This window comes from Bradyrhizobium sp. UFLA01-814, from assembly GCF_046718885.1.
Lineage (GTDB): Bacteria > Pseudomonadota > Alphaproteobacteria > Rhizobiales > Xanthobacteraceae > Bradyrhizobium > Bradyrhizobium elkanii.
Genome location: NZ_JAQOSR010000003.1, coordinates 91,973 through 103,132 on the forward strand (window position 1 = coordinate 91,973; position 11,160 = coordinate 103,132).

The window sequence follows — 11,160 nt, forward strand, 5'->3', positions numbered from 1 at the left end:
CGCGGGCGTCCGCTCATTCTACTCCCGATCGGGCGAAGATCGTAAGCCGAACCGTCGACAATTTCGGCCGTTGAGGTCCAACAGGGTTCGTCCGCAAGGTCGCGGCGTGCGGGCCACGAGCGCAAGCTGACAACATGATTGTGCTGTTCACGGATTTCGGATTGCACGGCCCCTATACGGGTCAGGTAAAGGCGGTGCTGCACCAGATGGCGCCGGGCGTTCCCGCTATCGACCTCTTCGCGGATGCGCCCGTGGGCAATCCCAAGGCGTCCGCGTACCTCTTGGCCGTCTATGCCTCGTGGTTTCCGGTGGGAACCGTCTTTCTCTGCATCGTCGATCCCGGCGTCGGCGGGACGCGCCCGGCCATTGTGCTTGAGGCCGACGGCCGGTGGTACGCCGGTCCCGGCAACGGCTTGTTTGAGTTGGTTCAGCGCCGTGCCGCAAAGACGCGCAGTTGGGACATCGACTGGAGGCCTGAGCGGCTCTCTGCCAGCTTTCACGGGCGCGACCTCTTCGCACCTGTCGCAGCTATGCTGGCGCTCGGCGAGCCACCACCCGGCCAGCCGCGGGGGGATGGCGCGGATCGCCGCGCGGACTGGCCGGACGACCTCCGTGAGATCGTCTACGTCGACCATTTTGGCAATGCCATGACTGGGTTGAGGGCGGCCATCCTCGCGCCCACCGCCAGGATTGCCGCCGCAGGTCGGCTACTGGAGCGCGAGAGGACCTTCAGTGATCGGCCGCCAGGCGCAGCCTTTTGGTATGAGAATTCGAACGGGCTCGCCGAAATAGCGGTCAACCAAGGGCGCGCGGACCGCGATCTCGGTCTCGCGATCGGCATTCCGGTCGAGATTGTCTCTTAAAGGAAGGCGGTCCCCTCACAACTTTGATCTGCAGTGATGCTCATGCCAAGAAAACAGAGTTCGAGAACGGATTGGCTGAAGCCCAAAAAGCGCCGCGCGAAGCCACCTGCGACCGGCAACAGGCGACTGTCCGATCAGACCCGCAAGATTCTCGGGAAGCATTATGCGAGCAAATATCGGGTGCAGTAATCAGGATCGCCTGGAATCCCAGTCCTATGAAAAGGCGGGCGCGGCACTTCGATGGGTGAACTAGGATGTTGTGGAGCCCACGAACCCTCTGGTTTGGCGTACGCGCCATCTTGGCCAGCGCCGTGCTGGTTACGGCTTCCGCTGCGCAGCGAGAGGCCGCCGATCGCCGGCGGATGGTCGATGACATCGACGCAATTCTCGCCTTGTGTTGCACATGCGATGCGGGCTTATTGGCGTGATCAACAACGGGCGGTACGCGGGCGAGCGCGCGGTTGGTTATCTCAGTGTGAAACAGGCAGTCAATGATTTCCGCAAAGTAGGCTATGGCGGCCCGTGTCCGCCCCATGGCCATGGACCTCATCATTATCACTTCCGGCTGATTGCCATCTCGACCGACCTGCTTCAGGCAAAGGCCAACGCGTCCTGCCGCGAGATCGAACGAGAGGCGCGCAAGTCCTCAATCGCGGAGGCGACCCTCGTCGGCTGGTATGAGAGATAGATAGTGACGACGGGAGGCGCTCGCGCCACTTTCCAAGGCTTCAGTTGCATCAGTACAACCTGACCGTTTGCCATCTTTCGATATAGCTAGGCGATTTTCCTGTTCTGCAGCGAGTCATGTGGGTGACGACGGTCACCGCGCCTATTCGACTTGCGGACGTATGTGATGAGCGCCTCGCGATGCCATCGAGACGGAATAAACATCGATTGCGGCCGCAACGTGCATATCTTAGGGGCGGCGGTACGGCCGAGATGGCCGCGCTCCAACCCTCCGATCGGCACCGAGCCTGCTTTGTTTGGCCCCTTGCCGGCGCAGCACTTCTACATACGCCACGCACGCAATCTAGAATTCAGCAATGTTGAGCTTCGAGCCGTCACCGTCGACGTGCGCTGGCTCACCATGCGGATCCGATCTGCTGTCCGCAGTCGCCGACCGAGGCATTGTTTCTTGCCGCTCCCGCGCAGTCTCAGACCTTGTTCGCTCGAAAACTAAAAAGCTTCGGCAACAGTTGCTCCCCTTCAGCAGGAAAAAATTAGCCAGCTCTACGTCAATTTCTGATAGCATCCCAACCTGCGCGACGAAGGTCCGCCTGCACAACAACCAAGAACTCAATAGGAGCAGGACACATGCGCAAGAACAGACAACCGAACAGGTCCTGCAATGAGGTCTGTCAACCTTCCTGACACGGTTCAACCGTGCGGGAAGTCGAGCGGTTGACGCAGCCAAATGGAAGCACGTTCCGGCTTGCGCCGAATTGGGCCTCAGCAGCTTAAGAAGAGCGGAGGGACGATCATGTTAAAGTTGAAGATTAATAGCCAGGAACAGAGCTGGGATGGTGATCCTAATCTTCCCCTGCTTTGGTTTCTGCGTGATGAGGTGGGATTGACTGGAACTAAGTTCGGCTGCGGCCAAGCCCTCTGCGGCGCTTGCACCGTCCTTGTCGACAAGGATGCCGTACGCGCGTGTATCACCTCGGTTTCCGACGTGGTCGGCCGCGAGGTCACGACGATCGAAGGGCTCCACCCGACGGGAGATCATCCGGTTCAGAAGGCTTGGCGCGACCAAAACGTCCCGCAATGCGGCTATTGCCAGGCCGGTCAGATCATGCAGGCAGTTGCGCTGCTGATCCAAAATCCAAAACCGTCTCGCGACCAGATACGGGAAGCGATGGCGGGCAACATCTGCCGATGCGGCACGTATCAGCGCATCGAAAACGCCGTCCATCTCGCATCGACGGGGGTGTGACCATGAATATCCTGACCAATCCCAACAAACTCCGTGGCTTTGAGCGACATATCAAGGTCGGGAAAGTCAAAGTCGAGAACGTTTCGCGTCGCAGTATCCTGAAGGGTCTCGGCATCGCCGGCGGCTTCGTGCTCGCCGCTCCGGTGATGTCAAGCCCCGCTTTTGCGGCGTACAAAACCGGCGCGGACGACATGCCGCACGGTACCGTGGTCGACCCGCGCGTTTTCGTGGCGATCGCACCGGACGGAATAGTTACGATCTTCGCGCACCGCTCCGAGATGGGAACGGGCGTCCGAACCAGCCTGCCCCTGGTCGTCGCCGAAGAGATGGAAGCCGACTGGTCGCGCGTCCGCGTCCAGCAGGCGCATGGCGACGAAGTCAAATATGGCAACCAGGATACCGACGGATCGCGCAGCACGCGGCATTACTTGATGCCGATGCGCGAGATCGGCGCCTCCGCGCGCATGATGCTTGAAGCTGCCGCGGCGAAACGCTGGGGCGTGCCTCCCATCGAGGTGAAGGCCGTCAATCACGAGGTGGTCCACAGTGCGAGCGGACGTCGCATCGGCTTTGGCGAGCTGGCCGCCGACGCAGCGAAGCAGTCGGTGCCGAGCATTGAAAGTCTGAAACTCAAGGACCCTAAGGACTTCCGCTATCTCGGCAAAGGCGAGACCCGCATCGTAGACCTCCGCGATATCACCGTCGGCAAGGCGCAGTACGGCGCCGACGTCCGCCTGCCCGGCATGAAGTATGCCGTTATAGCCCGGCCACCGGTAACCGGTGGGAAGCTCGTGTCCTTCGACGGGGCCGAGGCCATCAAGGTTTCCGGCGTCGAAAAGGTCATGGAGGTCAAAGGATGGCCGTGGCCCTCCAAGTTCCAGCCGCTCGGCGGGGTGGCGGTGATTGCGCGCAACACCAGTGCCGCCATCAAGGGGCGCGACGCGCTGAAGATCGTCTGGGACGACGGACCCAACGCCAAATACGAGTCGGTTGCCTACCGGGCCCAGCTCGAGGAAGCCGCGCGCAAACCGGGGCTGATTGTGCGCAAGGAAGGCGACGTCGACGCCGCCTTAAAGGGCGCCGACAAGGTGATCGTGGGTGAGTACTACCTGCCGCATCTTTCCCATGTCACCATGGAGCCGCCCACCGCGGTCGCAGACGTCAAGGGTGACAAGGTGGAGATCTGGGCGCCCTTGCAAAGCCCGGGAGGAACGCGCGAAGACGTCGCGAAAACGCTTGGCATTCCCGAAGAGAACGTGAGTGTCGACGTCACGCTGCTCGGCGGCGGATTTGGGCGCAAATCGAAGTGCGATTACGCGCTCGAAGCGGCGCTGCTTTCGAAAGAGCTAGGCGCGCCGGTGAAGGTGCAGTGGACGCGGGAAGACGACGTCCGTAACGGCTTCCTCCACACCGTGTCCGCGGAACGCATCGAGGCTGGCCTTGACAAGAACGGCAAGGTGATCGCGTGGCGGCACCGCAGCGTCGCGCCGAGCATCGCCTCGACCTTTAAGGCCGATACGGTGCATGAGGCGGCCTTCGAGCTCGGCATGGGCCTTGTCGACATGCCGTTCGAGATCGCCAATATCCAGTGCGAGAACCCGGAAGCGACCGCGCATACCCGCATCGGCTGGTTCCGTTCGGTGTCGAACATCCCGCACGCCTTCGCGGTCCAGTCCATGGTTGCCGAAATCGCCCATGCCACCAACCGCGATCCAAAGGACATGCTGTTGGAGCTCATTGGCTCTCCACGGCTCGTCAATCTCTCCTCCGTGAAGGACCTCTGGAACTACGGCGAGCCTTACGACAGCTATCCCATCGATACCGCCCGACTTCGCAAGGTGGTTGAACTCGTCGCGGACAAGGGCGGCTGGGGACGAAGTTTGCCCAAAGGACACGGGCTCGGCATTGCGGTACACCGGAGCTTCGTCAGCTATATCGCGACCATGGTCGAGGTATCTGTTGACGAAAAGGGCAAGCTCACGGTGCCCAGGGTCGACACCGCCATCGATTGCGGAACATATGTCAACCCGGAGCGCATCCAGGCTCAGATTGAGGGCGCTGCCATCATGGGCCTGAGCCTTGCCAAACATGGCGAGATCACCCTCAAGGACGGCAAGGTGCAACAGGGCAATTTTGACGATTTCCCTGTGGTCCGCATCGACGAGGCCCCGCTTTTAACCAACGTCCACATTGTGCCTCCGGGCGCCGATACGCCGCCGAGCGGCGTCGGCGAGCCGGGCGTGCCCCCGTTCGCGCCAGCGTTGATCAATGCCATCTTCGCAGCCACCGGCAAGCGCATCCGAGCGCTGCCGATCGGCAAGCAACTGGAGGCATGAGGCGTGGGATGACCCAAAAGAAAGCGGCGGACCGAAAGGTCCGCCGCATTTCCTTGCCGGCAGCTTTTTCCCGGCGTTACTTCTTGACCGCGAAAACCCAGACAACGCCGCCCTGAGGAACGCTGTTCTCCGACCGGCGATGGCCGACACTTAAAAGAAGCAGCGGATCCCGTCGAGCTTCGATAGGGAATTCTCGCCGAAGGGCCAGCACATCGGGCGCGGCATCGCCCAGATGAACCTGTTCATCCTGCTCTCGGCGCTCGGACGGTCTCAATGTGAGGCGCGGATCAGCCCTGCGTGGCACCGACGCGACCCGAAAAGGTCGAAGCAACCGTCACGACGCCGTCCTTGAGCTTCAGCCCGAGCGCCGCAAGCGGACGCGGAGCCGGCCCACCGATCACCTCGGCGGCGTTTCGGGGATCATAGATGGCGCCGTGGCAGGAGCAGACGAACGCGCTGCGCTCATTCGACCACGCGTTCACGGGGCAGCCCTGATGCGTGCAAATCGCCGAATAGGCAACGACGCCGTCTGCGGCGCGAGCCCGCGTCTCATCGCTCAGTGCGGCGGGGTCGAACCTCGCCAGGACCACCAGATTGAGGCGGCTGTCGCTGCGCACCGTGCCGTCCGGAGCCATCGGATAGGCCTGCACTTGCGGGCCGCCGAGCGTAAGGTCCTCGGCCCGCACAACTTGTCCCTTGTTCGGACCGGTCAAAAACGCGAAGCGATCGTCCGGCGCCGGGGGCTTGGCAGCCTCGCCCTCCTCGGCCGTGCGCGCGGGACCGGCCAACATCAGCAGCGGCGCAAGCGCCAGCCCGAGGATCGTTCGACGCTTGTAGCAGCGACGGTGCAGCCAATCATCGCAAGGCATGTGGCTCACTCCTTCCACTATTCGGTTCCATTGACGTTCGCGATCAAGCGCAGCGACACCATTGCCAGCTCGTCGGGGCCATGGATGTAGCCGACCCTGAAGTAGCCATTGATCGGGTGTCTGCCGGGCTTTGTGGCCCGCACGCCGATTGCGAAGTCGAGCCCGCCCTCCTGAATGGTGCCTCGCACCACACGACGCTCGAACGCCACCCCATCGTCAAACGACGAGAGCTCGATCACGCGATTGTTGTAGCCCTGGAGAACACGGTAGCCGTCGCGAATGCGCAACGTGGCGTGCAGCACGGCCGGCTCGCCGACCTTGGCGGACACGTCGGTCACCTCGACCGTGTAGGCTGGCGACTCATCAGCTCGCGCCGGTTCGAACCCCAGCGATGCCGGAGAGGTCGCCAGCGCGGCGACCAGTGTAAAGGCAGAGAAACGGATCAGCATCAGAATTCCCAACGAATGAGGCCTAACCAGTTTGCTCGAAAAGACAACGAAACCCCGCCGGCCGAGAAACCGGCCGCCATTGCTTGCGGCCGGTCGCGAACAAAGTTGGACTCACTTGGAGACGGCGAAGACCCAGACGACGCCGCCCTGCGGCACGTCCTTCTGCCAACCTACCAGCTCGCTCATCAGCCCCTGCTGGAAGGCCGCGTCGACTCCGTAGCCGGACTGCACCGCCACATACTGCACGCCGTTGACCTCGTAGGTCGAAGGCGGCGCCATGATCCCGGAGTTGGTCTTGAAGTGCCAAAGCTGCTCGCCGGTCTTGGCATCGTAGGCGCGGAACTCCCGATCGTTGGTGCCGCCCGTGAAGAGAAGGCCGCCGCCGGTGGTAAGTATCGAGCCCCACATCATTGAGGCCGGATAAAGGTTGCGCCAAATCCGCTTGCCGCTGTCGACGTCGTAGGCCTGGATCTCGCCGTAGAAGCTCGCCTTCGTGTCGACCGAGAAGTGAAGATCCGGGATGGCAACGCCTGTCCACCACTGTCCGGGGACGCGCTCCTCAACCTTGCCTTCCAGGTTGTTGCAGTGGTTCTCGTTGGACGGAATGTAGACCATTCCGGTCTTCGGGTTATAGGCCTCGTACGGCCAGTCCTTGCCGCCCCACAGGCCAGGGCAGAACTGGGCCGCCTTGCCGGTGGCCGGCTTGTGGGCCATGTCGACCTCAGGCCGCCCGGTCTTCGGGTCGATGCTCTTGAAGACGTTCTGCGGCACGTAGGCCTGTGCGTTGATGTAGGAGATCCCGCCGTCCGGATTGCGCTTGAACCAGTACAGGTAGCCGTTGCGTGCCGGCTTCAGCAGGCCCTTGGTGGTGGCGCCGTCCTTCTGGAAGTCCACCAGCATTGGGGGATTCATCTCGTCCCAGTCCCACGACTCGTTCTGATGGTACTGGAAATAGCTCTTGATCTTGCCCGTATCGCCATCGAGCGCGAGCGTGGAGGAGGTGTACAGGTTGTCGCCCGGCCGCTGATCGCCGAACCATGGCGAGGCGTTGCCGGTCCCCCAATAGACCGTGTTGGACTCGACGTCATAGGTGCCGGTCATCCAGGTGGAGGCACCGCCGGTCTTCCAGGTGTCGGGCTTCTGCCAGGTGTCGCTTCCCGGCTCGCCGGGTGCCGGAACCGTGTAGGTCTTCCACACCGGCTTGCCGGACTCGGCGTCGAATGCCTGCACGAAGCCGCGCACGCCGAATTCGCCGCCCGCCACGCCGACCAGAATCTTGCCCTTCACCACCAGGGGCGCCATGGTCATGTAGTAGCCGGTCTTCCAATCCTCGACCTTCGCCTCCCAGGCGATCTTGCCGGTCTTGGCGTCGAGCGCGACCAGCACGGCATCGAGCCCGGCGTGATAAACCTTGTCGCCGTACAGCGCCACGCCACGGTTGGTGTTGTGCAGGGCGCTGAACCCTTCGGGAAGCTTGGGCTTGAAGCGCCAGAGCAGATCGCCCGTGGCCGCATCCAAGGCGATCACCTGGCTGTACGGCGTCGAGACGAACATCACTCCGTTGTTCACGATCGGCGGCGCTTCGTGACCAGAATCCACACCAGTGGAGAAGGTCCACACCGGCACCAGCGCCTTCACGTTGCTGGTGTTGATCTGATCGAGAGAGCTGTAACTCCAACCCTTGTAGTTGCCGCGCGTCATCAGCCAGTTGCCCGGCTCCGGATTTTCCAACCGCGCTGCGGTCACCGGACTGTAATTCCCGCTCGAACCGGCGACGGCAGCGGTTGAAACAAGGGTTGTGAACGCGACAACGGTCGATAAAAGCCATTGCTTTCTGGTCATGACGTCATCTCCCTGTGCCTATCTCTTCACCCACCCCATGGTGGGTGGTGCGATCGTTTGGGGCACGGGAACCGTTGCGACCGCGCCCCTCACCCTGGGTGCTGAGCACCTACCCTTCCAACAAAACGTGGCAGCTACTCTTTCTCGTTTGCTCGCCACCTGTCTCGATTGCTCCAAAACCCCAGCGTTGCCCACGGCCATCGCGTCATAGCTTTGGAGTGCAGAGTCATGAGGGTTTTGCATAATAACCACAAACATCCACTGATCGTTCAGTCGCCTGCCAAACTTATTGTCGCATGCGATGATTCCCCGAGAGCTTGACACGGCGATCCCCTCGCGGCTCCCAGGCACATGCTCCACAGATCAACGATTCCGACCTCAAGCAGATGCTTGCGCTGACGCGCGGCGGTATGCTCTCGGCAATGGGAAGACCGAACATCGTCGTTGGCCGCCCGCCGGAGTTCAGTGGCGGGTCGGAATTTGGGCGCCCGAAGAGATGCCCGTCGGCTCGCTCAAAACGTACATGATGCTGACATTCCTCACGCTCGCTCACGCCCGATGCCTGACCCCGGCCGGATACGAAAGCGCAGCCAAACTCGAGCCTGCCCGCAAAACCATGGAAGGCGTCAAAGCCCAATACTTCATCGCAAATTCCGTTAAGGCCAGGGTAACGCTGACCCCGGAGTTCGTCGTTGCTTCCCCACCAAACTGAGAACGTCCTCCGCATAAAGCGAACGCTCAATCGTCTGGAAAACGATCTGAACCGATCGCCCGAAAGCACGTCGGTGCGCATTGGGCATCACATACACGCCAAACACCACGAGAGCAGGCTGCGGGGTTGGTAAAAGCAGTCACGCCGCAGAAACGCGGCTGTGGGGACGAATATAAGCGCGACTGAACGCGGCGCACGACGCGGGCAATCCGCTGCAGTGCACGAGTCCGTTTGCGGCCCTTCTGAGAAGTGGGGGTCCGACCGAAAGTCCGCTTTGCGCCAAGAGCTGCCCTCCCCGCGTGGTCGCATTTTGACCCACAGCTGTCATGAAAATGCTCACTGGAAAGCGTGCGCGTGCTTAATCACGTCGATATGCCTTGAACGAAAGAAAGGCGCCCAGCCCCAGGAGGACGATGGCTCCTGCAATGATCGCGCCGGTGATCTGACCAATTCCGGCGGCAATCGCGGTGAGTACGGTTGGAAAAAGCATTCGGGCAAGGCCACCCAGGACGAACAGCCAGCCAAGGACGGTCACAAGCACCGGCCATCCGTTCATCCAGCTATTGTGAACGCGCACAATGGCAAGCCCAGCGACGAACAAGAGGATGCCTGACACGAAGATGAGTGCGAGGTCGCGGGAAACCTGTTCCGCCAGTGCGGGGAACGAGCCAATGTTCAGCAGCATGCCGGCAGCGATAGCGACAAGGGTGGGACCGATCAGGCCGGCGATCGTTTTCGAACTGGTCATCTATGCTCCGCTACGGATGCGCCATCGGGCTCATGATAAGCCGGGCTCAGTCCCCTCGAGTTGAGAGAATCGAACGGGCAGAATCTCCTTCATGGTCATTCTGCCGTTGGCGAGCTTCTCGGCCACGATAAGCTGCTGCGTATTGGGCAGGCCGGCCGGTATCACCATTTTCCCACCTGCTTTCAATTGGTGGATCAGCGGAGGAGGAATCAGATCGGGAGCGGCCGTCACGATCACCTTGTCAAAGGGGGCGTGCTCTGACCAACCGTGATAGCCATTGGCAATCTTGAGTTCGACATTGCTGCAGCCCTGCTGTCGGAGTCGTTGTTTCGCCGCTTGGCCAAGCTCTTCGATTATTTCAACGGAGTATACCTTGCGGGCCAGCTGCGCGAGGATAGCGGCCTGATAGCCAAGACCGGTACCGATTTCGAGCACGCTGTCGTCGGCATTGATGTCGAGCAGGTCGGTCATTAAGGCGACGATAAATGGCTGCGAGATCGTCTTTGCGAAGCCGATTGGAAGTGGAATATTGTAATACGCGTAGGGCTGAAGTTCGATTGGCACAAACGCATGCCGCGGCACCTTGCCCATGGCCGTCATGACGCGTTCGTCCAAGGCACTCTTGCCGATTGTGTCGCACAGGCCAAAGGCACTGGCGGCGATGACCGCGAGCATGTGTTTACGCAGGGGCTCAAGATCTTCTGCTCGCATTGGCAACCTTCACGGGCACACGATCGGAAAGCTTGCCCTAACTGATGTTCCAGCCTGCCACGGATCACACAGGCTTTGCGCATGGGCGGTGCGTCCGCGCTCGCCCAGCCGGACTATTACAGCAGCCGGCCACCCGCCACGGCCACTATCGAGGCAATGCGGCGCAGGTTCCTCAAGTGGAACTTTGCCGCCGACCACGTTGCCCACGACACGCTGAAGATATCGCAGGCCGATTGAGGACAAGACACCTTCAAACGGGCGGGAAAGATTGTATAATCTCTACAGCTGCCCATGAAGCGGAACATGCCGAAATCTTGGTTGCGGAACGGGCAGCGACCATGCCGTCGGCAGGCATTTTACCAGCAATCCGGCGCCGCTCCTTTGCTCGCGCGGCCGTCTCATCGCCGAAAATCTGGCGACGTAAAAGCGATCAGATTGGATAAGTATTGCGGTTGAGCAGGACTCGATACCGTCCACATCTGCGCCGAAGGACGGCGGGACGCTCTTTTTGCTGGCATGCTGGTTCATCAAAGGACCCCTGCATGCGCGCGACCACGATGCGGTCGCTGGGGCGATCGCGAAACAGCAATGATTGAAAGTCATCGTGGTGTATGGGTCGATGGCTTGCCTCGCTCGACGGCCCGGTGCTCATCAACGATGAGCGGATACTTGGCCCACCGAAAACGCCCGCACGCGA

11 protein-coding genes are annotated in these 11,160 nt (G+C 61.3%); 6 read left to right on the plus strand and 5 right to left on the minus strand.

What is annotated here, in order from left to right:
* Positions 1-134: 134 nt before the first annotated feature.
* The 4 genes from PMN64_RS01795 (at position 135) to PMN64_RS01810 (ending at position 5,132) form a co-directional block, all read left to right on the plus strand.
* Positions 135-863 carry an S-adenosyl-l-methionine hydroxide adenosyltransferase family protein gene (locus PMN64_RS01795; RefSeq protein ID WP_411779430.1) on the plus strand — a complete coding sequence of 243 codons (729 nt, stop codon included), beginning with the start codon at positions 135-137 and terminating at the stop codon, positions 861-863.
* 424 nt (positions 864-1,287) lie between these two features.
* On the plus strand, positions 1,288-1,551 hold the full coding sequence (locus tag PMN64_RS01800) for a hypothetical protein (RefSeq protein WP_411779431.1): 264 nt from the start codon (positions 1,288-1,290) through the stop codon (positions 1,549-1,551).
* A gap of 792 nt (positions 1,552-2,343) precedes the next feature.
* Positions 2,344-2,796: a (2Fe-2S)-binding protein gene (locus PMN64_RS01805; RefSeq protein ID WP_411779432.1), complete on the plus strand. Its 453-nt coding sequence runs from the start codon at positions 2,344-2,346 to the stop codon at positions 2,794-2,796.
* Between the two features lie 2 nt (positions 2,797-2,798).
* Positions 2,799-5,132: a molybdopterin cofactor-binding domain-containing protein gene (locus PMN64_RS01810; protein WP_411779433.1), complete on the plus strand. Its 2,334-nt coding sequence runs from the start codon at positions 2,799-2,801 to the stop codon at positions 5,130-5,132.
* A 287-nt stretch (positions 5,133-5,419) separates the two neighbouring features.
* Here the strand turns inward: PMN64_RS01810 and PMN64_RS01815 are convergent, their stop codons facing one another.
* From PMN64_RS01815 to PMN64_RS01825, 3 genes are all read right to left on the minus strand, one after another.
* Positions 5,420-6,001 (minus strand): ubiquinol-cytochrome c reductase iron-sulfur subunit, encoded by a 582-nt coding sequence (locus tag PMN64_RS01815; protein WP_411779434.1) that lies wholly within the window; start codon positions 5,999-6,001, stop codon positions 5,420-5,422.
* Positions 6,002-6,018: 17 nt separating this feature from the next.
* Positions 6,019-6,450: a hypothetical protein gene (locus PMN64_RS01820; protein ID WP_411779436.1), complete on the minus strand. Its 432-nt coding sequence runs from the start codon at positions 6,448-6,450 to the stop codon at positions 6,019-6,021.
* A gap of 111 nt (positions 6,451-6,561) precedes the next feature.
* A complete protein-coding gene (locus tag PMN64_RS01825) occupies positions 6,562-8,292 on the minus strand; it encodes a PQQ-dependent dehydrogenase, methanol/ethanol family (protein ID WP_411779437.1) in 1,731 nt (576 codons plus the stop codon).
* A gap of 523 nt (positions 8,293-8,815) precedes the next feature.
* On the opposite strand from PMN64_RS01825, the gene PMN64_RS01830 reads away from it, so the two are divergent.
* Positions 8,816-9,004 carry a hypothetical protein gene (locus tag PMN64_RS01830; protein WP_411779438.1) on the plus strand — a complete coding sequence of 63 codons (189 nt, stop codon included), beginning with the start codon at positions 8,816-8,818 and terminating at the stop codon, positions 9,002-9,004.
* A 358-nt stretch (positions 9,005-9,362) separates the two neighbouring features.
* On the opposite strand, the gene PMN64_RS01835 is transcribed toward PMN64_RS01830, so the two are convergent.
* Both PMN64_RS01835 and PMN64_RS01840 read right to left on the minus strand, forming a co-directional pair.
* Positions 9,363-9,752 carry a hypothetical protein gene (locus PMN64_RS01835; protein WP_411779440.1) on the minus strand — a complete coding sequence of 130 codons (390 nt, stop codon included), beginning with the start codon at positions 9,750-9,752 and terminating at the stop codon, positions 9,363-9,365.
* 30 nt (positions 9,753-9,782) lie between these two features.
* Positions 9,783-10,463, minus strand: a complete 681-nt coding sequence (locus PMN64_RS01840) for a protein-L-isoaspartate(D-aspartate) O-methyltransferase (RefSeq protein WP_411779442.1) — start codon at positions 10,461-10,463, stop codon at positions 9,783-9,785.
* An 81-nt stretch (positions 10,464-10,544) separates the two neighbouring features.
* On the opposite strand from PMN64_RS01840, the gene PMN64_RS01845 reads away from it, so the two are divergent.
* A complete protein-coding gene (locus PMN64_RS01845; RefSeq protein ID WP_411779443.1) occupies positions 10,545-10,700 on the plus strand; it encodes a hypothetical protein in 156 nt (51 codons plus the stop codon).
* Positions 10,701-11,160 lie beyond the last annotated feature (460 nt).

Excerpts from the sequence above, each read along its gene's own strand:
- PMN64_RS01795 (WP_411779430.1), top strand. The coding sequence starts at position 135 with ATGATTGTGCTGTTCACGGATTTCGGATTGCACGGCCCCTATACGGGT.
- PMN64_RS01805 (WP_411779432.1), top strand. The coding sequence starts at position 2,344 with ATGTTAAAGTTGAAGATTAATAGCCAGGAACAGAGCTGGGATGGTGAT.
- PMN64_RS01810 (WP_411779433.1), top strand. The coding sequence starts at position 2,799 with ATGAATATCCTGACCAATCCCAACAAACTCCGTGGCTTTGAGCGACAT.
- PMN64_RS01815 (WP_411779434.1), bottom strand. The coding sequence starts at position 6,001 with ATGCCTTGCGATGATTGGCTGCACCGTCGCTGCTACAAGCGTCGAACG.
- PMN64_RS01820 (WP_411779436.1), bottom strand. The coding sequence starts at position 6,450 with ATGCTGATCCGTTTCTCTGCCTTTACACTGGTCGCCGCGCTGGCGACC.
- PMN64_RS01825 (WP_411779437.1), bottom strand. The coding sequence starts at position 8,292 with ATGACCAGAAAGCAATGGCTTTTATCGACCGTTGTCGCGTTCACAACC.
- PMN64_RS01830 (WP_411779438.1), top strand. The coding sequence starts at position 8,816 with ATGATGCTGACATTCCTCACGCTCGCTCACGCCCGATGCCTGACCCCG.
- PMN64_RS01835 (WP_411779440.1), bottom strand. The coding sequence starts at position 9,752 with ATGACCAGTTCGAAAACGATCGCCGGCCTGATCGGTCCCACCCTTGTC.
- PMN64_RS01840 (WP_411779442.1), bottom strand. The coding sequence starts at position 10,463 with ATGCGAGCAGAAGATCTTGAGCCCCTGCGTAAACACATGCTCGCGGTC.
- PMN64_RS01845 (WP_411779443.1), top strand. The coding sequence starts at position 10,545 with ATGGGCGGTGCGTCCGCGCTCGCCCAGCCGGACTATTACAGCAGCCGG.